Annotated in this window: 20 protein-coding genes; all 20 read right to left on the bottom strand. The window is 59.9% G+C overall.

Annotation, left to right across the window (positions count from 1 at the left end):
• Positions 1-119: 119 nt before the first annotated feature.
• Positions 120-464 carry an Hpt domain-containing protein gene (locus BW43_RS11220; protein WP_032887887.1) on the bottom strand — a complete coding sequence of 115 codons (345 nt, stop codon included), beginning with the start codon at positions 462-464 and terminating at the stop codon, positions 120-122.
• Between the two features lie 30 nt (positions 465-494).
• On the bottom strand, positions 495-2,213 hold the full coding sequence (locus BW43_RS11225) for a fused response regulator/phosphatase (protein WP_032887885.1): 1,719 nt from the start codon (positions 2,211-2,213) through the stop codon (positions 495-497).
• Positions 2,210-2,515 carry an STAS domain-containing protein gene (locus BW43_RS11230; RefSeq protein WP_032887883.1) on the bottom strand — a complete coding sequence of 102 codons (306 nt, stop codon included), beginning with the start codon at positions 2,513-2,515 and terminating at the stop codon, positions 2,210-2,212. The genes BW43_RS11225 and BW43_RS11230 overlap by 4 nt, the downstream gene beginning before the upstream one ends.
• Before the next feature lie 167 nt (positions 2,516-2,682).
• On the bottom strand, positions 2,683-3,132 hold the full coding sequence (gene fliJ / locus BW43_RS11235) for a flagellar export protein FliJ (RefSeq protein ID WP_032887882.1): 450 nt from the start codon (positions 3,130-3,132) through the stop codon (positions 2,683-2,685).
• A 3-nt stretch (positions 3,133-3,135) separates the two neighbouring features.
• The gene (gene fliI, locus BW43_RS11240) at positions 3,136-4,494 is read right to left on the bottom strand and encodes a flagellar protein export ATPase FliI (protein ID WP_032887880.1); all 1,359 of its coding nucleotides are present in this window, start codon (positions 4,492-4,494) and stop codon (positions 3,136-3,138) included.
• Positions 4,484-5,248, bottom strand: a complete 765-nt coding sequence (gene fliH, locus BW43_RS11245) for a flagellar assembly protein FliH (RefSeq protein WP_032887879.1) — start codon at positions 5,246-5,248, stop codon at positions 4,484-4,486. The genes fliI and fliH overlap by 11 nt, the downstream gene beginning before the upstream one ends.
• A 10-nt stretch (positions 5,249-5,258) precedes the next feature.
• Positions 5,259-6,275: a flagellar motor switch protein FliG gene (gene fliG / locus BW43_RS11250; RefSeq protein ID WP_032887877.1), complete on the bottom strand. Its 1,017-nt coding sequence runs from the start codon at positions 6,273-6,275 to the stop codon at positions 5,259-5,261.
• Entirely contained in the window at positions 6,268-8,049 is a 1,782-nt protein-coding gene (gene fliF / locus BW43_RS11255) for a flagellar basal-body MS-ring/collar protein FliF (protein ID WP_032887876.1), read from the bottom strand. Before fliF ends, fliG begins: the two co-directional genes overlap by 8 nt.
• 16 nt (positions 8,050-8,065) lie before the next feature.
• The gene (gene fliE, locus BW43_RS11260; RefSeq protein WP_017134937.1) at positions 8,066-8,395 is read right to left on the bottom strand and encodes a flagellar hook-basal body complex protein FliE; all 330 of its coding nucleotides are present in this window, start codon (positions 8,393-8,395) and stop codon (positions 8,066-8,068) included.
• A gap of 128 nt (positions 8,396-8,523) precedes the next feature.
• Complete coding sequence (locus BW43_RS11265) at positions 8,524-9,900, bottom strand: sigma-54 dependent transcriptional regulator (protein ID WP_032887874.1); 1,377 nt, start codon at positions 9,898-9,900, stop codon at positions 8,524-8,526.
• 6 nt (positions 9,901-9,906) lie between these two features.
• The gene (locus BW43_RS11270) at positions 9,907-11,118 is read right to left on the bottom strand and encodes a PAS domain-containing sensor histidine kinase (protein WP_032888090.1); all 1,212 of its coding nucleotides are present in this window, start codon (positions 11,116-11,118) and stop codon (positions 9,907-9,909) included.
• 110 nt (positions 11,119-11,228) lie between these two features.
• On the bottom strand, positions 11,229-12,704 hold the full coding sequence (locus tag BW43_RS11275) for a sigma-54 dependent transcriptional regulator (protein ID WP_032887872.1): 1,476 nt from the start codon (positions 12,702-12,704) through the stop codon (positions 11,229-11,231).
• 170 nt (positions 12,705-12,874) lie between these two features.
• A complete protein-coding gene (gene fliT, locus BW43_RS11280) occupies positions 12,875-13,171 on the bottom strand; it encodes a flagellar protein FliT (RefSeq protein WP_028617332.1) in 297 nt (98 codons plus the stop codon).
• A gap of 26 nt (positions 13,172-13,197) precedes the next feature.
• The gene (gene fliS / locus BW43_RS11285; protein ID WP_032887870.1) at positions 13,198-13,602 is read right to left on the bottom strand and encodes a flagellar export chaperone FliS; all 405 of its coding nucleotides are present in this window, start codon (positions 13,600-13,602) and stop codon (positions 13,198-13,200) included.
• 139 nt (positions 13,603-13,741) lie between these two features.
• Positions 13,742-15,133 (bottom strand): flagellar filament capping protein FliD, encoded by a 1,392-nt coding sequence (gene fliD, locus BW43_RS11290; RefSeq protein ID WP_032887869.1) that lies wholly within the window; start codon positions 15,131-15,133, stop codon positions 13,742-13,744.
• Between the two features lie 80 nt (positions 15,134-15,213).
• Positions 15,214-15,564: a flagellar protein FlaG gene (locus BW43_RS11295; protein WP_032887867.1), complete on the bottom strand. Its 351-nt coding sequence runs from the start codon at positions 15,562-15,564 to the stop codon at positions 15,214-15,216.
• A gap of 74 nt (positions 15,565-15,638) precedes the next feature.
• Positions 15,639-17,063, bottom strand: coding sequence for a flagellin (locus BW43_RS11300; protein ID WP_032887865.1), 1,425 nt, complete (start codon positions 17,061-17,063; stop codon positions 15,639-15,641).
• Positions 17,064-17,328: 265 nt separating this feature from the next.
• On the bottom strand, positions 17,329-18,258 hold the full coding sequence (locus BW43_RS11305) for a ketoacyl-ACP synthase III (protein ID WP_032887863.1): 930 nt from the start codon (positions 18,256-18,258) through the stop codon (positions 17,329-17,331).
• 276 nt (positions 18,259-18,534) lie between these two features.
• Positions 18,535-20,175, bottom strand: coding sequence for a flagellar hook-associated protein 3 (locus BW43_RS11310; RefSeq protein WP_032887861.1), 1,641 nt, complete (start codon positions 20,173-20,175; stop codon positions 18,535-18,537).
• 14 nt (positions 20,176-20,189) lie between these two features.
• Complete coding sequence (flgK, locus tag BW43_RS11315; protein ID WP_032887859.1) at positions 20,190-22,238, bottom strand: flagellar hook-associated protein FlgK; 2,049 nt, start codon at positions 22,236-22,238, stop codon at positions 20,190-20,192.
• Between the last annotated feature and the right edge of the window lie 4 nt (positions 22,239-22,242).

Here is a 22,242-nt window from a genome sequence, read left to right as displayed (position 1 = left end):
CCACTGCATGGGGGTCGGGGATGCAGTACCTGGAGGTAGAGCAAGAGTTGGGCCAGGTTTGTTGGATTGCGGTTTTTTGGGTGGGCCTATCCGTTATTCGGTAACGGACAGGTCACCCATCAAAGTTGAAACCGTTGCCTTTCGTGCTCATACAACGGCCGCACCAACGCAAACTCCCGATCAATCTGATCCACCAACTCCCCCAAGTCCGAAGCCGGCTCAGAAGACCTGGCCTCAAGCGACTGACACAACTGCGCCAACCGCAGCGCCCCAAGGTTCCCACTGCTCCCCTTGAAACTATGCGCAATCCGTCCCAACGCCTTGGCATCATCCCGCGCCTGGTGCAGGGCCTCGATGCGTTTCTGGGAGTCATCAAGAAAGGTATCAAGCAGCTTGGGATACTCGCCCTCCATAACCTCCTGCAAACCCGACAACACCTGCGGGTCCATATGAATCTCTGCCACTTGCTCGCTCCTTGATCAAGAATCGGCGGATTATGCCAGAGCCCCCCAGCAAAACTCCACGCAGACACTGCGCCCACCGTCAGACCAGCGTACGTCGCTGCTCAACTGGCGCACCAGGCTAAGGCCCCGACCCGACAGACGATCGACGTCCAGCGGCCGTGCCAGCATCTGTTCCACGTCGAAACCCGGCCCGCTGTCTTCCAGGCGCAACGTCATTTTGCCGCCCATGTGGGTGGGCACCACCTGCACATGCACCCGCACGTAACCGCTGTTCAACTTCGCCAGGCGGTCATTGCGCTGGCGGTAATATTCGGCAAACCCCTGGGCATTGCGCTTGAGCCGCGAGTCCAGCCCCAGCACACCATGTTCCAGGGCGTTGGAATACAGCTCAGCCATCACGCTGTAGAGCGCACCGCTCTGCTCGCGCAGGCCGTGGATCTCAAGCAGCAGTTGCAGCAGATAGGGCAAAGGGTTGTAGCGCTTGAGGGTCTCGGCGCGAAACTCAAAGCTCACCGACCAATCCAGCGGGCAGGATTGGCCGCTGTCGGCATACAACGGCCCGGTGGCGCGCAGGGATTGGCCGTGCTGCAGGGTGATTTCCACCATGCTCACGTCGTCACGCGCTTCACCGCGAAACGCCGCCAGGGCCTGTTCGATGTCTTCAAACAGACGATTGGGCTCGCGATTGGCCGCAAAGACCTGCTGTAAACGCTCGGCGCCGAACAGTTGATCGTTGGCATCTGCGGTATCCAACACGCCGTCGGACAGCAGGAACACACGGTCGCCCAACGCCATGGGCCAGACCTCGGTGCGGTCATCAAAGGCTTGCGCCGACAACACCCCCAACGGCAAATGCCGCGACTGCATCGGGGTGCGCTTGCCGCTGGCGATGTCATGCACATAACCGTCGGGCATGCCCCCGTTCCACACCTCCACCACGCGCCGCTCGGTGCTCAGGCACAACAGGGTGGCGCAGCAGAACATGTCCACCGGCAGGATGCGCTTGAGCTTGGCATTCATCTCCCGAAGGATCTGCGTCAGGCCATAGCCCTTGGCGGTCATGCCGTAGAACACTTCCGCCAGGGGCATAGCGCCCACCGCCGCCGGCAAGCCATGGCCGGTGAAATCGCCGAGCAGCACATGCATGTCGCCTGACGGCGTGTAGGCCGCCAGCAGCAGGTCGCCATTGAACAGTGCATAGGGCGATTGCAGGTAGCGGATGTTCGGTGCGGCATTGATGCAGCCGGAGTGGGCGACCTTATCGAACACTGCCTTGGCCACGCGCTGCTCATGCAGCAGGTAGTCGTGGTGCTTGGCAATCATGTCGCGTTGCTGCAACACCGTGGCTTGCAGGCGGCGCAGGCGGTCCATGGCGTTGATCTTGGCCGCCAGGATCAGTTGGTTATAGGGTTTGGGCAGGAAGTCATCACCGCCGGCATCCAGGCACTCGGCCAGGGCAGCGCTTTCGCGCAGGGAGGTGAGGAAAATGATGGGGACCAATTCTTCCCCCGCCAGTTGCTTGATCCACCGCGCAGCGCCGTAGCCATCCATCACTGGCATCAAGGCATCCATCAGCACCAGCTGCGGCCGTTCGCGGGCGAAGACTTCGACGGCTTCCTCGCCGTTGGTAGCGGTGAGCACCTGATGCCCCTGGCGCCGCACAATGGTCGACAGCAACAGAAGATCGGCAGCGTTATCATCGGCGATCAGGATCGTCAGCGGCTCAACCGCGGGGGCCTGGGCGCTCACTTGATGTCGAACAGCTTGTCGAAGTTGGAGATGGCGAGGATCTTGCGCACATCGGAGTTGGTGTTGACCACCTCAACCTGCGCCTTTTCGCCGCCAGCATGGTCCCTCAACAGCAGGAGCATGCCCAAGGCCGAGCTGTCCATGTACGTGGTTTCTTTCAGATCCACCACATACAGCTCAGGCACTTTGTAGTAACGCTCGTAGGCGTCACGAAACGTCTGATGACTGCCGAAATCAAACCGTCCCTTGATAGCGATCGTCAACTTCTTCCCGTCCAGGGATACTTCTGACTCGATTGACATGCGACTGCTTCCTTGTCATGGGCATAGACACAAGGTGTAGCAGGCGAATGAGATCCGGGCAACACCGCAGGTCAAATGCGGAAGAGGGCCTGGTCCCGATAGCCGTGGGTCAGTCAACAAATTCAGTGACCGATCTATCGCTACCGGGGGCAAGCCCCCTCGCACATTCAGAATTGTGATTGGCGGGGAAGACGTTGTGACAGCTCATCGAGCAACTTCTGCTCACGCTTGTCTTCCAGCGCCCGCGCTTCATCGATATAGCGCTGCACCAGCTTGCGCAAACCTTCGACCCGGGCAAACGCCTCTTGCCAACTTTCGCGGGCCTTATCGAGGTTGTTCTGGTGCCAGGCCAGGCTCTGGCGCTGTTGGCCCACGGCGGTTTCCAACTGGTTGAGAAAGCCCTGGTAGCCCATCAGCCACTGACCCGAAACGCCCTTGGTGCCGCGCTCGATCCATTGCTGTTGGTACTCGCCGCGAAAGCGTTCCAGGTCACCCAACTTGCTTTCCGCCAAGCGCACTTGGCCCTGGAAATAACCCAGGCGCTGTACGGCGGTTTTTTCGGCCTTTTCGGCCATGTCCACCACGGGGGCCAGGCGCGCGGCGCGGCTGTTGGCCATGGCTTAGCCGCCTGGCGCAGGGGCGAAGATGGAATGCAGATGCGCTTCGCTTTCACCCATGCTGATCTTGTCGTTGAGGCCTTGGCGCAGGTAAGTCACCAACTGCGGTTGCAGGGCGATCGCCAGGTCGGTGTCGCGATCGCCACCGGCCACGTAGGCGCCAACGCTGATCAGGTCGCGGCTCTGTTGATAGCGCGACCACAACTGCTTGAACTGTTGCGCGCGGACCATATGCTCCGGCGTGACCACCGCCGGCATGACCCGGCTGATGGACGCTTCGATATCGATAGCCGGGTAGTGCCCTTCTTCGGCCAAACGGCGCGACAGCACAATGTGGCCGTCGAGCACGCCCCGCGCCGAGTCGGCGATAGGGTCCTGCTGGTCATCGCCTTCGGACAACACCGTGTAGAACGCAGTGATCGAGCCGCCACCGGCCTCGGCATTACCGGCGCGCTCCACCAGTTTCGGCAGCTTGGCGAACACCGACGGCGGGTAGCCCTTGGTCGCCGGCGGTTCGCCGATGGCCAGGGCGATTTCCCGCTGGGCCTGGGCAAAACGGGTGAGCGAGTCCATCAGCAACAGGACGTTCTTGCCCTTGTCGCGAAAATATTCGGCGATGCGCGTGCAGTACATGGCCGCGCGCAAACGCATCAACGGCGCATCATCCGCTGGGGAGGCGACGACGACGGAGCGCTTGAGGCCTTCTTCACCGAGGCTGTGCTCGATGAATTCCTTAACTTCCCTGCCCCGCTCGCCGATCAGCCCCACCACGATGATGTCGGCCTCGGTAAAGCGCGTCATCATGCCGAGCAACACCGACTTACCCACACCGGTACCGGCGAACAGGCCCAGACGCTGGCCGCGGCCGACCGTCAATAAACCGTTGATGCTGCGGATGCCCACATCCAGCGGTACGCTGATGGGGTTGCGGTTGAGCGGGTTGATGGTGGGGCCGTCCATCGGCACCCAGTCTTCGGCTTTCATGCCGCCCTTGCCGTCCAACGCACGACCGGCGCCGTCCAGCACCCGGCCGAGCATGCTCATGCCCATGGGCAGGCGGCCGGTATCGGCCAACGGCACCACGCGGGCGCCGGGGGCGATGCCCGCCAGGCTGCCGACGGGCATCAGGAAGATCTTGTTGCCGGAAAAGCCCATCACTTCCGCTTCGACCTGCACCGGGTGGTAGCTGTCGTCGTTGATCACCATGCAGCGGCTGCCCATGGCGGCGCGCAGGCCCTCGGCTTCGAGGGTCAGGCCGACCATGCGCAACAGACGCCCTTCAAGGATCGGCTGGCCGGGCAATTCAGTGGCCTCGACGTAGCCGCTCAGGCGCTTGACGAAGCTGGTGCGATCAAGGCGCATCGGCGGCGTCCAGGTCGACGCTGAGGTCAGGTTCGGCGGGGTTCAACACCTGCTCGTGGACTTGATCCAGCAGCTTGGCCATGATCTGGCTGATGCGGGTTTCCACCGTCGCATCAATGCGGCTGTGTTCGGTCTCGACCCGGCAACCACCGGGCTGAAGCGCTGCGTCTTCGACGATGCGCCAGGTTTCTTCATGGCGCTCGCGCAGGGCTTTGACCTGTTCGAAATCCTGCGGGTTGATGTACAGCCGCACATTGCCGACACCCAGGGGCAGCAGCTTGAGTGCTTCGCGCATCACGCTTTCGATATGGCTGGAGTCGAGTACCAGTTCGCGCTGGATCACCTGGCGTGCAATATGCTCCACCAGGCCGACCATGGATTTTTCAATCTGCGCATCCTGCTCGGCGATAGGGTCGAACAGCACACCCATCAAACGTTCCAGGCTGGCCAGCTTGACGCTCAGCGCCGCTTCGGCCTCTTGGCGCACCTTGAGAGTGGTGCTGCGAAAACCGTCTTTTTCACCCGCAGCGAAGCCTTCGTTGTAAGCCTCCTGGCGGATGCTTTCCAACTCTTCCAGGGTCAGTGGCTGGACTTCTTCCAGCGGCACTTCTTCCATTTCCACCGGCGTTTCTTCAACGGGTTCCGGCTCAGGCTCGGGCACATGCGGGTCGAAGCTGGGCAACGACCAGATGTCGAACCCACCGACATCCCGTGCGCGAATCAGATCGCTGGGCGCCTCATCTTTGTTCGACATCAGGGGCGCCTTAGATCATTTCTTCGCCGCCCTTCCCACCGAGAACGATTTCTCCGGCTTCGGCCATACGGCGGGCAATGGTGAGGATTTCTTTCTGCGCGGTTTCTACGTCGCTGACGCGCACCGGGCCTTTGGCTTCCAGGTCGTCGCGCAACAGTTCGGAAGCACGCTTGGACATGTTCTTGAAGATCTTCTCTTTGACGCCTTCGTCCGAGCCTTTGAGGGCAAGCACCAGCACGTCGGAGGACACTTCGCGCAGCAACGCCTGGATGCCACGATCGTCGACATCGGAGAGGTTGTTGAACACGAACATGAGGTCTTCGATCTGGCCGGACAGGGTGTCGTCAATCTCGCGGATCGAGTCCATCAACTGGCCTTCGACCGAGCTGTCGAGGAAGTTCATGATGTCTGCCGCGCGCTTGATACCACCCAAGGTGGTCCGCGAGGCATTCGAGTTGCCGGAGAACTGCTTCTCCAGGATGGTGTTCAATTCTTTCAGGGCCGCCGGCTGCACGGTGTTCAGCGACGAGACGCGCAGGATGATGTCCAGGCGCACTTTATGGTCGAAATGGCCGAGCACTTCACCGGCTTGGTCCGGATCGAGGTACGCCACCACGATGGCCTGGATCTGCGGGTGTTCAAAGCGGATCACGTCGGCGACGGCGCGCGGTTCCATCCACTTGAGGCTGTCCAGACCGCTGGTGTTGCCGCCCAACAGGATGCGGTCGATCAGGCCGTTGGCCTTGTCTTCGCCCAGGGCCGAGGTGAGCATCTTGCGGATGTAGCTGTCGGAGCCGACGCCCAGGCTGGTCTGGTCGCCGACGATCTCGACGAACTCGCTCATCACCTGCTCGACTTGCTCACGGTGCACATTGCGCATCTGCGCCATGGCCACGCCCACACGCTGGACCTCTTTGGGCCCCATGTGGCGCAGCACTTGGGCGGCATCGGTTTCACCGAGCGACAGCAGCAGGACTGCGGCTTTGTCGACCTTGGTGAGCTTGGCAACAGCGGCTCGATCACTCATCTGCGTTAATCCACTCTTTCACGACCTGGGCCACACGGCCCGGGTCTTCTGCTACCAGACTTTTGATTGCGTTCAACTGAGCGTCGTAACCTTCGCTCGGGCTTGGCAACAGGATGCTTTGCGGGCCGCCGAGGCTGACGCGGTCGTTGGCCAGTTCGCCGTCCAGGCCGCCCATGCCACCCAACTCGACGTCACTGCCGCCAAACGCCGCCAGCTGTTTGTTCTTGCCGTTGCCGGTGATGTTGTTGAGCACCGGACGCAGCACACCGAACACCAGCACCAGGATGAACAACACACCCAGCACTTGCTTGACGATGTCCCAGAACCACGGCTGGGTGTAGAACGCCGCTTCGGCGATGACTTCACCGCGCTCGGCGGAGAACGGCATGTTGATCACGCTGACGCTGTCACCACGACTGGCGTCAAAGCCGACGGCGTCCTGCACGAGGCGAGTGAAGCGCGCCAATTCGTCGGCGCTCCACGGCGCACGGGTAACGGCGCCATCCGCCGCATTGACCTTGACCTGGTCGTCGACCACCACCGACACCGACAGGCGATTGACGCGACCCTGCTGCTGCTTGGTGTGGCTGATGGAGCGATCGAGTTCGAAGTTCTTGGTGGACTGGTTACGCTTGTCCGCCGGGTACGGGGCGAGCATCGGTTGGCCGGTGGCCGGGTCCATAATCTGCTGGCCGTTGGCGTCCAACAATGGCTGGCCGGGCTGGATCGCGCCAGCGGTGGCAGCAGCGCCACCGGTGGTTTGCGGGGCCGAAGCCGGGGCTGGCGGCTGGTTGCTCAGGGCACCCGGCACACCTTGCGGACCATTGCTGGCGGTGCGTTGTTCGCTGGTGGACTGTTCGCTGCGCAGCGCTGGCTGGTCCGGGTTGAACTGCTCGGAGGTCGACTCGACGGCACTGAAGTCCACGTCGGCGGACACCTCAGCCTTGTAGCGGTCGTTGCCCAGCACCGGTTGCAGGATGTTGTGCACACGCTGGGTGAGCATGCTTTCCATACGGCGGCTGTAGTCGAATTGCTTGCCGGCCTGGGTCAGCGCGGAGTTTTCCGCCATGTCGGACAGCAGGTTGCCCTTCTGGTCGACAACGGTGATTTGCGACTTGCTCAGTTCGGGAACGCTGGTGGCCACCAGGTTGATAATCGCCAGAACCTGGCCAGGCTCCAGCGAACGGCCGGAAAACAGTTCCACCAGTACCGAAGCACTTGGCTTGCGCTCGTCGCGCACAAACACCGAGCTTTTCGGAATGGCCAAGTGCACACGGGCGCCCTTGACGTTGTTCAAGCTGGAGATGGTGCGGGCCAACTCGCCTTCCAGGCCACGACGGTAGCGCGTGGCTTCCATGAACTGGCTGGTCCCGAGGCCCTGGTCCTTGTCGAGGATTTCAAAACCGATATTGCTGTCGGACGGCGTTACGCCGGCAGCGGCAAGCTTCATGCGCGCACGGGCCACGTCATCGGCCTTAACCAACAGCGCGCCGGAGTTGGGCTCTACGGTGTAGGCGATGTCGGCGGCGGCGAGGGTTTCCATGATCTGCTTGGAATCCATGCCCGCCAGGCTGCCGTAAAGCGGACGGTAATCGGGTTGTTGCGACCACAACACCACGGCGAAACCAATCGCCACGCTGGCAGCCAGGCCGACCATCAGGCCCACCTGACGCAACATGGTCATTTCCGAGAGGTTTTCCAGGAACGACAGGCCAAACAGCGGCGGCTTGCCGTCTGCCTTGGCGGGTACGTTGTCGGAGACTGCTTCTGCCATGACTTAAATCTCGCCCTTAAACCGGCATCTGCATGATGTCTTGATAGGCCTGAACCAACTTGTTACGCACTTGGGTCAGAGCCTGAAAGGAGACGCTGGCCTTTTGCGAGGCGACCATCACATCGGTGAGGTCCACGCCGCTTTTGCCGATCTCGAACGCGGTGGCCAACTGGCTGGAAGCTTGCTGGGTGTCACTGACTTTGTTGATGGCCTGGCCGAGCATGTCGGCGAAGCTGCTTTGGCCCAATTCCGGCGCTGGCGCGACGGATTTCGGTTGAGCCATGGCATCCATTTGCATGGAGCGCATATCCAACATCAACCGATTGAACTCAATACCCTGGCTCATGAACTTCTCTCTCCAACCCGCAAATTTTTGACACTACGCAGCGATTACTAGGGGAGGTAGCAACAAGGGTGCCAGCTCTGTATCAACTCGTAAGAAAAGGCGACAAACCTTATCGACGTTGTTACCGGTTATGTGGCGAACAGATACGCCTCGACGTCCATCCCGGCGTCGCGCATCTGCGCCAGCTTGTAGCGCAGGGTGCGCGGGCTGATGCCCAGACGCTCGGCGGCCTCTTTGCGACGGCCGCGCTCGGCGCGCAGGGTGTCGATGATCATCTGGAATTCGCGGCGACGCAGGTCGTCACCCAGGGCACCGGCAGACTCAGCCTCTGCAACCACCGGCGTGGGCGCCAAGGTAGGCAATGGGGCCGCACCACTGCCCATGGCCAGGCAGAAATCCTGGGGCTGGATCAAGCCACCCTGTTGCAGAATCAGCGCGCGCTGGATGGCGTTATCCAACTCGCGCACGTTGCCCGGCCAGGGATAGCTGATGAGACACGCTTGCGCCTCGGCCGAGAGCCGCGCCTGGGCGTGCTTCATTTTTTTGACGTGGTTGTTCAGCAACCGCTCGGCCAGCGGAATGATGTCCGCCGGACGCTCACGCAGCGGGCGCCAGGCCAGGGGGAATACTGATAGCCGGTAGAACAGGTCTTCGCGGAAGCGCCCCGCCGCCACTTCGCCAGCGAGGTCGCGGTTGGTGGTGGCGACCACACGGATATCCAACTGGATCGGTTTACGCGCACCGACGCGCTCCACTTCGCGCTCTTGCAGCACCCGCAGCAGCTTGGCTTGCAGGCCCAGAGGCATTTCCGAGATTTCATCCAGCAGAATGGTGCCGCCATCGGCCTGTTCGAACTTGCCGGCCTGGGCCGCGATGGCACCAGTGAACGAGCCTTTTTCATGACCGAACAAGGTTGCTTCAAGCATGTTGTCGGGGATCGCCGCGCAATTGATGGCGATGAACGGTTGGTTGGCGCGAGTGGATTGTTGGTGGATATAACGCGCCAGCACCTCTTTACCGGTGCCGGACTCGCCGGAGATCAGCACCGTGGAATCACTGCGCGCCACACGGGCCGCCAGTTCAAGCAGTTGCGCACTGGCCGGTTCGAAGGCAATCGGGCCTTCGCCTTCGCTGGCAGGGATCACGCCCAGGGCGTGCCGCGCCACCAGTTCGATCAGCGCCTTGGGTTCGAACGGCTTGACCAGGTAATCCGCCGCGCCTTGGCGCATGGCGTCCACCGCACGCTCCACCGCACCGTGGGCGGTCATCAGCAATACCGGCAGTTGCGGTTGGCGCGCGCGCAGCAAGGCCAGTAACTGGTGGCCGTCCATGCCCGGCATGTTCACGTCACTGACCACCAGGCTGAAGGTTTCCTGCTCCACCGCGTCCAAGGCGTCCTCGGCAGAACCGACCGCCCGGTAGTCATGACCCGCCAACAGCAGCGTGTCCGCCAATGCTTCACGCAGGGCGCGATCGTCTTCCACCAACAGAACCTTGATAGCCATTACTTTTTACTCCGCGCTTGCCGCGCATGAAAACAGCGGCAAGCTCATCAATGCACACGTGCCACGCCCCAGCCGGGAATGCAGCTGCAATTCTCCCTGATGGGCACGCGCCACAGCCTTGACCACGGTCAGGCCGAGGCCGGTTCCATTGGTCTTGGTGGTGAAAAAGGGTTCGCCAAGGCGCTTAAGCACCACAGGATCAATGCCGGCACCGCTGTCGCTGATGCACAGGCGCAGGGTCTGCTCGCGGTTGTACAGGTGCACCTTGAGCCGTGCGCCCGGGCCGCTGGCCTGGATAGCGTTTTCGATCAGGTTAAGCAACGCGCCCACCAGGGTGTCGCGATTGCACAGCAACTCGCCAAGGTGGCTGTCGCACTGCCAACGCACCTGAGTGTCTTGAATATGGGTGGCCGCCGCCGCTTGCAGGGCCTGCATCAATTGGGCAGGTGTCACGCGGTCAGTCAGCGGCAATTCGCCGCGGGCAAACACCAACATGTCGCGTACCTGATGCTCCAGTTCGTGCAGGCGCTCTTTGAGACGGCCAGCAAACCGCTGCTGTGTGGCAGCGGGCAATTGTTCATCAGTCAAATGACTGGCGTAAATCAAGGCCGCCGACAACGGCGTACGGATTTGATGCGCCAAAGAAGCGACCATTCGGCCCAACGAGGACAAACGCTCGTGGCGCGCCAATTGGTCTTGCAGGTGACGGGTTTCGGTCAGGTCGTTGAGCAGCACCAATTGCCCCGGCTCTGCGTCCAGGGAACGGGTAGCGATGGACAGGCGGCGCCCGTCTTTAAGGGAGATTTCGTGACCATCATCCTCACGCGGCGCAAAGCAGCGGGTAATGACGTGGCGCCACAGCTCGCCTTCCAGCGGCAGGCCGAGCATGTCGCAGGCTGCCGGATTAGCTTCGCGCACGCGGCCCTCTTCGTCAATGACGATAACGCCACCGGGCAGCAGCGACAGCAGGTTCTGCAGACGGTTGGCCAAGCGCTCTTTCTCGGCCAGCTCTTGCATGCGCTGGGCGCTAACCACCGCCAGTTCGCCTTTCAGCTCGCAGACTCGGGCCTCCAGCAGGCTGTAGGAATCAGTCAGTTGGCTCGACATCTGGTTGAACTGCGAGAACGCTTGTTCAAGACCCTGGCGGGTCTGCGGTTCTACAGGCGCAATCAGTCCCTGGATGGCAGGGGCCGAAGATAGTTGGGCGGCGTGGGGCATCATGCTCTCTCGCTTGGCTGACCGTCAGTTAAACGGAACGTTGCGAGGGCTGTAGCAATACTTGTGCCGAAAAAAAACCGCTGATTAATCAGCGGCTTGAAAAACAGGCGTCAATCATCTGCCTGTTCATCACCTTCTCGGCGGCTCATACCGTACTTGCGCATCTTCTCCACCAGGGTGGTTCGGCGAATGCGCAGGCGTTCGGCGGCCCGGGCGACGATGCCGTTGGCGTCGTCCAGGGCCTGTTGGATCAAGCCTTGCTCCAGGTTGCCGAGGTAGTCTTTGAGGTCGAGACCTTCCGGCGGCAGCATGGCGGTAGAACCGAAGTCCGGGGTATGGCCGTTGATGGCGACCCGCTCTTCCATGTCACTGCGCAGGCTGTCGACCATCTGCTCGTCTTCGTCGTCGACGTAGCGGAATTTCTTCGGCAGCTCGACCACGCCGATCACACCGTAGGGGTGCATGATCGCCATGCGCTCGACCAGGTTGGCCAGCTCACGGACGTTGCCCGGCCAGCCATGGCGGCACAGGGACATGATCGCAGCGGAGTTGAAGCGAATAGAGCCGCGCTTTTCGTGTTCCATGCGCGAGATCAGTTCATTCATCAGCAGCGGGATGTCTTCCACGCGCTCACGCAGCGGGGCCATCTCGATTGGGAAAACGTTTAGGCGGTAGTACAAGTCTTCACGGAAGCTGCCCACCTCGATCATGCTTTCGAGGTTCTTGTGGGTAGCGGCGATGATGCGTACGTCGACGCTCTGGGTCTTGTTGCTGCCCACGCGCTCGAAGGTGCGCTCCTGCAATACGCGCAACAGCTTGACCTGCATCGGCAGCGGCATGTCGCCGATTTCGTCAAGGAACAGGGTGCCGCCGTTGGCCAGCTCGAAACGCCCGGCACGGCTGGTGATCGCCCCGGTAAAGGCGCCCTTCTCATGGCCGAACAGTTCGCTTTCGAGCAGCTCTGCAGGGATCGCCCCGCAGTTGACCGGCACAAATGGCCCGTCGCGGCGCTTGGAATGGTAGTGCAGGTTACGCGCGACCACTTCTTTGCCAGTGCCCGACTCGCCGAGGATCAGCACGCTGGCGTCGGTATCGGCCACTTGCTGCATCATCTGGCGCACGTGCTGGATGGCGCGGCTGGTGCCGACAAGGCTGCGGAATAGATTAGGTTCGCGGTGGCGACCGCGCTCGCGGGCCTGGTCGTACATCTCGCGATAGACCTGGGCACGGTGCAGGGAATCAAGCAATTTGCTGTAGCTGGGAGGCATTTCCAGGCTGGAAAGCACGCGGCGGCGCTGGTCTTCCGGCAGCTCGACAGAAGAAATATCACCAATCAGCAGGACCGGAAGGAACTCATCCCACGTAGACAGTGTCTTTAACAAGCCCAAAACAGCGCCTGGAGCGTTTACTGTCCCGATCAGCACACAAATGACATCACGGCTCGATGACAATGAGCTGGCCGCCTGCTGCCAGTCATGGCTACCGCAGGGCAGATTTTCTTCGCCAAGAAAATTCAAAATCACCGCCAAGTCGCGGCGGCGGACGCTATCGTCATCGATCAGCAGAATTTTGGTTTCACGCCACATGCAATAGCAACTTCCCTAGTAAAACTTCCTGCCCCGAGATTGAGGGCAATCGAGGCGCCTGTAAGACTTCTTACCTTATAGACGTCTGAAATCTGAAAACAGCACTAGTTAAGTCAAAAATGCTGGCACGGTCAAATTTATGACGCGCCGGTAGGATTAACTTCGACTGTTCAGCCGAACAGATGGTAAACCTTTGACGCATTTTTCGCTTGGTTGATCTGCGACATCTCTTCGAAAATCGCCTGGCGTTCGCCGGTCGTCACCTCAAGCAATTGCTGGTATACCGCCAACAGACTCTCAAGCTTTTCACGCAACGCATCCTCATCCACCGGTGCTTCGCTGAGCACCTGCTCGATCACGTCGCGACAGCCCATATCCAGCTCGCCAATGGCGTCCCAGTTACGGTCTGCCAGCGCGCCCATCAGCGCCTCACGGGTTTCATCAATGCGTTGCAGTGCTTGGCTCATGACGTGTTCCTCAAGGCACCCAGGCCTTATTCTGCTGCAGCCTGTGGCGCGCCAATCGCATCCCAGCCTTCTTTAACGGTAATCATCAAACGGGCAACTTCGTCGATCATGTCAGCGTCGTTATGCAGGTTGGCTTCCATCAGACGGTTGGTCATGTACGCATACAGACTTTCCAACTGCTGAACGTAAGCCGGGTTATCACTCTTTTCAGCGTTCAGGCCGTCACGCAGGCCGATCACGATATCGATGGCCTTGCCGAGCATCAGCCCCTTCTGGGCGATGTCGCCACGCGCCAGCGCGCCCTTGGCCTGGGCCATGCGGTCGAGCCCGCCTTCCATCAGCATCTGCACCAGGCGATGAGGGCTGGCTTCGGAGATCTGAGCATGGGAATTGACCTTCTGGTATTGGCGAAGGGCTCTCATGGGATTCATGTTTCTACCTCGTGACGGGCGACAGCGAAAAGGATTCTAGTAACCAATATGTCGACGGGTTCGCAAAAAGCTTTAGGGCCAGTTGTCCCGCGATAAAAAAAGGCCAGGCAGATTGCCTGGCCTTTTTCATGCGCAGGCATCAGCTATTGGTCTTGACGTTGTTCAAGGCGTTGAGCGTGGTCATGACGCTGGTGCTTTGCTGGCGCAATTGGGCGACCAGGGTGTCCATGGCGTTGTATTTGGCCGACAGGCTGTTGGTGAGCAGGGTCATGCGCTCGTCGAGCGTGGCCTGGTCTTTGGTCAGGTCCTTCAGCGTGTCCGACAAGGACGTCGAACGCGTCGCCAAGATACCGGTGCTCGCCTTGGCAAAGTCATCCGTGGCGCTTTTCATCCGCGCCAGCATGCCGTCTTTACCGCTGAACATACTGTTGATGTCGGCGCCGTTGGTTTTAACCGCCGCGTCCCACTTTTTGTCATCAATCGCCAGCAGACCAGTGGTCGAACTGGTGGTCACGCCGAACTGAGCCAGGGACTTGAAGGCCCCGTTGCCCGACAGCGCGTTGAACTCATTGCGGATCGTGCTCTGCAACGAACGCATGGTCGAGTCACCCGTCAACGCTGCCGCAGTGGTGCTGCCGTCCAGGTTCGTGGTGACCTTGGTTTCGGCGTTCATCGCTGTGATCAGGGCGTTGTAGGTGTCAATGAACCCCTTGACCCCGGACTTGAGCGCGGTGTTGTTGGTGCTGACGGTGATGAGCGTGGCGTTCTTGTCACCCGTAGTGCCCGTTTTGTAAGTCGACGTAGCTACCAGCTTGATATCCACGCCACTAAGAGCACCAGTGATGGTGTTGGACTTGGACACAGACGAAACACCATCGATGCTGTATTGCGCATCCTTGGGATAATCAACGACCGTGGCGCCCACATCCAGCCCCGAGGTGCCAGACAGCGTGAGGTCCGAGCCCGTCCCCATATTGGTAGAGGTCAGGATCAATCGAGAACCGTTGGAATCGGTCTGGATGTTGGCACTCAGCCCCGACGTGCCAAACTGCGTATTGATCGAGTCACGTACCTGCTGCAAGGTCGCGCCGGCTGGAACGCTGAGGTCGTAAGCCTTGCCGGACTGACTGATGGTCAACGTGGTCGGCTTATCCGTCGCGTTGACAACCGTCGAAGTGCCACCGCTGAAGTTCTTGCTCGACAGCTTGGACGCCTGGGCCAACTGGTCGACGATCAACCGGAAGCTGCCGTTCGAGGCCGTATTGCTGGCCGTCATGGTCGCGGTCTTTTCATCCGACGACGAACCGCTCAAACCGGTGAAGCTGCTGTCCTTGGACATGGTGTCCAGGGCGTTACGAAACGCATCCAGCGCTGCCTGAACCTTGCCGATCGAAGACAGCGTGGTGGTCGCTTTCGCGGACGCGGTATTGATCTGCGTTTGCTTGGGCACCTTTTCGGCGTTAACCAAGGATGTCACGATCGCTTGCGTATCGATGTTCGAACCGATACCACTTACCGTTGAACCCGCCATCATCTATCTCCTGTTCGGTGGCTGCCGTTATCTTGACTTATTACGCCTCAAGACAGGACAGCAACAAGTTTCATGCCAGCTCAGGCCTTGTCGTCAAACAACAGGTTGCTTGCGCTGCTGAGGTTCTGTGCCAGCTTCAATGCTGTTTCCGACGGAATCTGGCGAATCACTTCACCATTGTCGGTATTGATGACCTTGACCACCACACGGCGGGTGGAATCATCAATGGAAAAATCGAGGCTACGCTGGGTAGCTTGAACGAAATCGCGAATATCGGTGACTGCTTTTTCCAGGTCGGCGCGTGCGGGCTCTTGGCTAATCGCGGGCGTTGCCTGGACATTCAGAACGTTGTTGTCAGCCACTACCTTGGCAGGTGCGCTTTGAGGTGCAACCGGCGGATAAGACTGGTTCAGCTTTACACTCATGTCCATGTCCAATCTCCTCTAAACCGAAAAAACGGAAGGGCACGTAGACGCGCCCTTCCGTTAGTTACCAAGCGCTGGGATTACTGAAGCAGCTTCAGTACAGCGGATGGCAGCTGGTTAGCCTGCGACAGGATCGCGGTGGAAGCCGACTGCAGGGTTTGTTGCTTGGTCAGTTCGGCGGTTTCGGAAGCGAAGTCGACGTCCTGAACGGTGGAACGTGCAGCGGTGGAGTTCTTCTGAATGTTCTGCAGGTTGTCTGCAGTGGTAGTCAGACGGTTCTGGGTAGCACCCAGGCCCGAACGAACGCCGTCGATGGTGCCGATGGCCTTGTCGATAACAGCCAGCGCGTTTTGAGCGTTGGTAGCGTCGGTCACGTCGGTGTTAGAGATGGTGGTCTTGGTCGACGAAACGGTAGCAGCCGAGAACAAGTCCGATACACCAGTACCAGCGTCGCTCAGGGAGTAGCCTTTAGCCGAATCCAGGGAAACCTGACCGGTCACAACGATTGCAGCAGCACCCAGAGCAGCCGGGGTGGCGAATGCGCCAGCGCCGTCTTTAGCGCCAACCAGGATGTTGGCCTGGGCGTTGGCATCAGCACCCGAGAACGACAGGTTTTCGCCGGAATCCGACTTAACCGACAGGGTTTTGTTGGATTCGTCGTAGTTAACGCTGATGCCCAGTTTGGCAGCGTTCGATTTCAGCTGGTCAGCCAGGCCGGCCAGGTCCTTCACGCCGACGAAATCAACAGCGGCACCGCTACCTACAGCCAGTTTGAAGTTCGACGGAGTGGCAGCGCCTACTTCCAGTTTGACTTCAGTGCTGGCGGTAGCGGTCAGGCCACCGATCGAACCGTTCAGGCCCGCAGCGATGTCTTTAGCCGAAGCGCCTGCAGCGTAAGTTACGGTTTTGGTCTGACCGTTGCCGGTAACAGTGATGTCGCCGCCAGCCAGGCCAGTTGCGCTAGGCACGATGGCCTTGGTTTTGACCTGCTGCGAACCAATGTTGTTGGCTGCAACGTTTTCCAGGCTCAGGTTGATGGTTTCGTTAGCGTTAGCGCCAACCTGGATAGCTTTGGTACCGTACGAACCGTCCAGCAGCTTCTGGCCACCGAAAGTAGTGGTTTGCGAGATACGGGTCAATTCCGAAGTCAGAGCCTGGTATTCGTCGTTGTTCGACTTACGGTCGTCAGCGCTGAGGGAGCCAGTAGCGGAAGACAGAGCCAGGGTACGCATTTTTTGCAGGATGTCGGTCGAAGCCTGCATCGCGCCTTCAGCGGTCTGAGCGATGGAGATACCGTCGTTCACGTTTTTTACTGCTTGACCCAGGCCGTTGATTTGGCTGGTCAGGCGGTTAGCGATCTGCAGGCCAGCTGCGTCGTCTTTAGCGCTGTTGATACGCAGGCCGGAAGACAGGCGCTGCATGGAAGTGGCCAGGGCGCCGCCAGCTTTGTTCAGGTTGCCCTGAGTAGTGATCGAAGCAATGTTGGTGTTTACTGTTAAAGCCATGACGAAATCCTCGTTGGATGGATACTGCGGCTTCCGGCCCTGGCAACCGCCGGGTGTGGCCTGAGAACCTACGTAATAGTTATCGTCGTGGTAGGCAGTTGCTTGAGGATTTTTTTGATTTTTTTTACTGGCGCCGTGCCACCCTTTGCAATTCAACGGCTTACATCAGCTCAAAACCCCGGATTCATTGGCTTTTCTGGCGCCAAATAAAAAACGCCGATGATCTCTAGATCATCGGCGTTTTTTTATGCAGCCTATTAAAGCGTCACGGGCGATACAGAATCGCCGAACCCCACGACAGACCCACACCAAAACCGCTGATTGCCACGCGCTTCCACTTGGCGTCCATCACGTGCTTTTCCAGCAGCAGTGGAATGCTCGACGACACGGTGTTGCCGGTCTCGACCATGTCCTTGATGAACTTGTCCACCGGGGCATCTTCAAAACGGCGTGCCACGGCATCAACGATGGCCGCACTGCCCTGGTGAATGCAGAACGCGTCGATCTCATCAGCCTTGAGGTCCGACTCGTTGAGCAGCTCGTGCAAATGCGCCGGCACCTTGAGCAAGGCAAAGTTGAAGACCTGGCGACCGTTCATGAAGAACACGCCATCACTGACCTTCAAGTGCGGTGCGCCGGAACCGTCGGTGCCGAATTTGGACTTGCCCAGCAACCACGGCGCGTCTTCACCCATCCAGGTGGCGGTAGCGGCGTCGCCGAACAGCATGGTGGTGTTACGGTCTTCCGGGTCGACGATCTTCGAATACGGGTCGGCGGTGATCAGCAGGCCGTTTTTCAGGCCAGTGGCTTCCATGAAGCCCTTCATCGCGTAGATACCGTAGACGTAGCCGGAGCAGCCCAGGGAAATATCAAAGGCCGCCACATGCGTCGGCAGGCCCAGTTTGTCCTGGACGATCGCGGCGGTGTGGGGCAAACCCTCTTCATCACCGTTCTGGGTGACGACGATCAGCGCATCAATCGATTCGCGCTTCAGATCCGGGTTGTTGGCAAACAAAGCGTTGACCGCCTCGACACACAGATCGGAGGTTTCCTGCGCGGCTTCCTTGCGCGGCAGGAACGCAGAACCGATCTTGCCAATGATGAATTCTTCATCCTTGGCGAATTTGGCACCCTGGGCGTAGTTATCGATCCCGTCTGCCGGCACGTAACTGGCGATGCTTTTTATGCCAATCATTGTGGCTTCCCAATACTAAATAGCTGGAGAACACCCCGAGGACTGCGCCCGGAGTGCTGACAATAAAGGGGATAACCCCATAAAAATCTCGCTGAAAGCCGCCCCGCAAGGACCCTGTGACGACTTATCCTTTTCACACGATACAGTGAAGATGCGCTTTATGACTCACAGGTCACTCAATTTTGTGCGCTTTATGCAAAACGTTTCAACAATTTAACCCCAGAAACGACAACGGCCCGCCCTGTTTCCAGAGCGGGCCGCTTGACTTGGCGCCACTTACATCTTGTTGAACAGGCTCAACTGCGAGACTTTCACGAACGCCAGCTGCGAGGCTTCGAGCATGGTTTGCTGCAGCGTCAGGTTGATCGCCGCCTCACCCATGTCGACGTTGGCCAGTGCACTCATGGTCGTGGTGTTGGCCAAGCTGATGCTAGTGTTTGCGCTGGCCTGCACCGTCAACGCATTCTCACGCGCACCGATGGAGCCACGTACGTTGTCCACTTGGTCGGCCGAGCTGGTCAGGTTACTGACGGCGGCATTCAAGGCATCCTGAAGTTTGACCCGCGCGCCCGGAATGCCGTCTGCCGGTTGCTCCAGAGCCATACGCAGTTGGCCCAGGGTATCGAGGGCGTTCTGGGTTTTTTGGGTGGTGTTGCCCACCGAAAACTGGTCGCCAACGTTCGGCGTGCCGCTCAGTTCGAAGGTAACGCCTGCCGCCGTGATGGTGCTCGGGCCTGGCGGGGTGCCGGTGCCGGGAGTGATGACGCCATTGTCCACGATCGGTTTGCTGCCGGCGTTATACGGCTGGGCATAGACCTTGTAGGCCGTCGGGTCAGTGTCGTCGAACTTGATCAATACGCCGCTGTTAGGAAACGTGCTCGAATAGTTGGCCGCACTGCTGACGCTGGCATTGGTCAATTGCGCGCTGGAAGTGTTGCTCGGGGTTCGAGCGATGTTGAACCCGTCAGGCTTGGCGCTGAGGCTGAACTCACGCCCCTTGACCAGCGCATCGGCATCAGGTCCGGTGGCAAGGTCGGTCAGGTCTACCGTGATATCGAACTTGACGCCACGCAGGTTGACGCTGGCGCTGCCTTCCTTGGTGGAGTCGAACGTCCCGTTACCGGCAACCTGCGAAGTAATGTCGTTGTTGTCTTTGTCGGTAATGACGTACTGGGTGCTGCTGGTGAACGTCAGTTTGTACGGCTGGCCGTCGGCAAACTGCCGGGTGTAGTCGGAACCCGAAGTCACAAGGCCGCTCGATAAGGCGACCTTGTGGTCGTCGACCAGGGGCGGCGAAATCGCAGGCGCCACCGGCGCAGTGGCAGGCGCGAGGTAATTGGACTGGGTGCGACTGGTATTGACCGCCCCTTCCAGGATGGTCTTGCCGGTGTCGCCGGTGCGAACCGTCAGGGTCTCGGATACCTGCAGGCTCAGCTCGTTCTCGTCGCCCTGATAGCTGTAAGTACCATCGTTGTTGCGCGAGTACGGCGGCGTGTCGGTCTTGGAGCCTGAGAACAGATAGTTGCCGGCCGAGTCCTTGCTGTTGAGCAAGCCCAACAGTTGATCCTCAAGCGCGCCCACCTCAACCGAAATGGACTTGCGGTCAGCATCACTGGTCACGCCACCGGCACGCAGCGCCAGTTGGCTGCCGGCCTGGATCGTGGTGTTGATCGCATCCAGGATGCTTTCTTCGTTAGTCAGCTTGTTCTGAATACTGGTGATATTGCCGCTGTACTGCGACAGCATATCTTTCTGCTGTTGCAGCATCAGCAAGCGCTGGGCAGCCACCGGATCATCGGCGGCGGTCTGCACACGCACGCCGGAGCTGGCCTGCTGCTGGGCCTGCACCACACCTGAATAATTGTTCTGATACTTGCTGGCACTGGTGTCGAAATACTGCTGTGTAGAAATGCGCATCGTCCCAGACTCCCTTAAAGACTATTGATCAGCGTGCTGAAGGTTTCTTGCGCAGCCTTGATGATCTGCGACGACGCTGTGTAGTACTGCTGGAACTTGATCATGTCGCCCGCTTCTTCATCCAGGTTGACCTGGGATACGGAGTTGCGTGCGTTCTTGTTGGCCGTCAACAGCGCGTTGGTCGCTGTGGTGTCTGTGGTGGCCGCTGCGGCCTTGGCGCCGACGGTCGAGACCAACTTGCTGTTGGCCCCCACCAGGCTGGTGCCGCCACTGCCATCGGCCGCGAGACCTACGGTTGACTTGGTCTGCAGGTTGAGCAGAGCCTGGGCGTTACGGTTGTCGGACTTGCCGGAGGCATTGAACGAGAAGGAGGTGCTGTCGCCATTCGCTGGCGAACCGCCCACCGTGGTGTCGAAGCTGAAGCTCTTGGCTGGCGACAACAAGACACCGCCGGCATCGCGCATCGGCACGCTGATGCTGATCTTGTTGGCCTGGCCTGGAATGATAGTGCCGGAGCCGATCGGATCACCCTGGGCGTTGCTGAGGGTGTAAGCCTGAGTGCCATCGGCCGCGGGCTTACCAAAGACCATCGTCACCGGCATCGAGTGCTCAATGCCCGTACGCAATTGCGCGGTGTCGGCGCCACCCTGGATATCCAGAGGCACTGTGAGGGTCGGCGGCGTAAAGGTGCCGGTGCCCTGGTTGGTTTTACCCGCCTCGCCCTGCAACGGCGCGGCAAAGGCAATCTTGCTCGGATCGCTGAGCACGGTGCCGATTTCCTTGGCGCCGTTGGCGGTCGGGCTGACCTTGAAGCTGTCACCCGCCTGCACTGCGCCGCTCTGGACCGCCAGGGTGAAACCGTCGATAACCGGCGGCGGCGTGGCACTCAAGTCATAAGTGCCCATAGCCTTGCCGTCGGATCGCAGGACCGTCACTTTGTTGAGATTGGTCCCATCGTTGAAGCTGACCTTGTAATCGAAGTTGGTCAACTGGCTGCTGTCTTTGATCGTCACGCCCAAGGCGCCGTCGCCCAGGTTGCCTTGGGCCGCCTGGCTACGCAGGGCAACGGAGGCTGCGTTATTGATGTCGGTGAACATCGAGGCGCCGAACTCGCCATTGAGGTCCAGGCCTTGGCCCAACTGGCTGTTGAGCGCATCGGCAGTGACAATCGCGATACGGCCCAAGTCATTGATTGCCGGCATCAGCGCATCGCTGCGATAACGCAGCAGGCCACCAATGCTGCCGCCACTGATCACGTTGCCCAAGTCCAGGGCGGTACCGCCCGGCGCATTGAGCTGGATCGTGTACTGGCTAGTGTCGCTCTTGCTCGGCACCGCGGAAATGCTGCTGGACTGATCGCCCAGCACCAGGGACTGGCCACTGCCGGTGCTGAGGCTGAACACGCCGTTCTTTTCCGTGGCGGTCACGCCGATCAACTCATTGAGCGAGCGTACAGCCTCGGCACGGGAGTCCAGCAGGTTGGCCGGGGAAGTGTTCGACGAACCCTGTACCTGGGCGATCTGCTTGTTGAGGGACGCAATCGACGACGTCAGTTGGTTGACCTGATCGCTCATCGAGGTCAACTGGCTGTTGATGGTCTCTTTCTGCTGGCTCAACTGGCTGGAGATGGTGTTGAACCGGTTGGTCAGGGTCTGGGCGTTCGTAAGCAGGATCTGACGGGCCGAAGTATCGTTCGGACTGGCCGAGGCGGTCTGCACCGCCGCGAAGAACGAGCTGAGCACGGCGGACATGCCGGTGGTCTTGTCCGACAGGGTCTTGTCGACCGCACTGATCTGGTCCAGGTAAGCCTTGGCATCGCTGTTGAGCGAGGTGCTGTTCTGGTAAGCGGTGTCCAGGTATTCGTTGTAGACCCGGCGCACGTCGGCCAGGGTGGTGCCGCTGCCGATGAACACGCCGCCGTACTGATTCGACGCGTTCGCGCTCTGGGTGGTCTGCTGACGCGAATAGCCCGCGGTATTGGCGTTGGCGATGTTGTTACTCAAGACCGACAACGATCCTTGAGCGGCGTTAAGCCCCGACATCCCGATATTGAGCAAACTCATGGTT

Origin of the sequence: Pseudomonas sp. RIT357 (assembly GCF_000632245.1) — a bacterium.
In the GTDB taxonomy this organism is placed as follows: Bacteria; Pseudomonadota; Gammaproteobacteria; order Pseudomonadales; family Pseudomonadaceae; genus Aquipseudomonas; species Aquipseudomonas sivasensis.
This window is presented reverse-complemented; position numbering and strand designations above follow the sequence as displayed.

Coding starts and splice junctions, on each gene's coding strand:
- BW43_RS11230 (WP_032887883.1), bottom strand. CDS start 2,515: ATGTCAATCGAGTCAGAAGTATCCCTGGACGGGAAGAAGTTGACGATC.
- fliH (WP_032887879.1), bottom strand. CDS start 5,248: ATGTCGAACAAAGATGAGGCGCCCAGCGATCTGATTCGCGCACGGGAT.
- fliT (WP_028617332.1), bottom strand. CDS start 13,171: ATGAGCCAAGCACTGCAACGCATTGATGAAACCCGTGAGGCGCTGATG.
- fliE (WP_017134937.1), bottom strand. CDS start 8,395: ATGAGCCAGGGTATTGAGTTCAATCGGTTGATGTTGGATATGCGCTCC.
- BW43_RS11275 (WP_032887872.1), bottom strand. CDS start 12,704: ATGTGGCGTGAAACCAAAATTCTGCTGATCGATGACGATAGCGTCCGC.
- BW43_RS11300 (WP_032887865.1), bottom strand. CDS start 17,063: ATGGCTTTAACAGTAAACACCAACATTGCTTCGATCACTACTCAGGGC.
- fliS (WP_032887870.1), bottom strand. CDS start 13,602: ATGAATCCCATGAGAGCCCTTCGCCAATACCAGAAGGTCAATTCCCAT.
- BW43_RS11295 (WP_032887867.1), bottom strand. CDS start 15,564: ATGGACATGAGTGTAAAGCTGAACCAGTCTTATCCGCCGGTTGCACCT.
- fliG (WP_032887877.1), bottom strand. CDS start 6,275: ATGAGTGATCGAGCCGCTGTTGCCAAGCTCACCAAGGTCGACAAAGCC.
- fliD (WP_032887869.1), bottom strand. CDS start 15,133: ATGGCGGGTTCAACGGTAAGTGGTATCGGTTCGAACATCGATACGCAA.
- BW43_RS11305 (WP_032887863.1), bottom strand. CDS start 18,258: ATGATTGGCATAAAAAGCATCGCCAGTTACGTGCCGGCAGACGGGATC.
- fliI (WP_032887880.1), bottom strand. CDS start 4,494: ATGCGCCTTGATCGCACCAGCTTCGTCAAGCGCCTGAGCGGCTACGTC.
- BW43_RS11310 (WP_032887861.1), bottom strand. CDS start 20,175: ATGCGCATTTCTACACAGCAGTATTTCGACACCAGTGCCAGCAAGTAT.
- BW43_RS11270 (WP_032888090.1), bottom strand. CDS start 11,118: ATGCCCCACGCCGCCCAACTATCTTCGGCCCCTGCCATCCAGGGACTG.
- BW43_RS11265 (WP_032887874.1), bottom strand. CDS start 9,900: ATGGCTATCAAGGTTCTGTTGGTGGAAGACGATCGCGCCCTGCGTGAA.
- flgK (WP_032887859.1), bottom strand. CDS start 22,238: ATGAGTTTGCTCAATATCGGGATGTCGGGGCTTAACGCCGCTCAAGGA.
- fliJ (WP_032887882.1), bottom strand. CDS start 3,132: ATGGCCAACAGCCGCGCCGCGCGCCTGGCCCCCGTGGTGGACATGGCC.
- fliF (WP_032887876.1), bottom strand. CDS start 8,049: ATGGCAGAAGCAGTCTCCGACAACGTACCCGCCAAGGCAGACGGCAAG.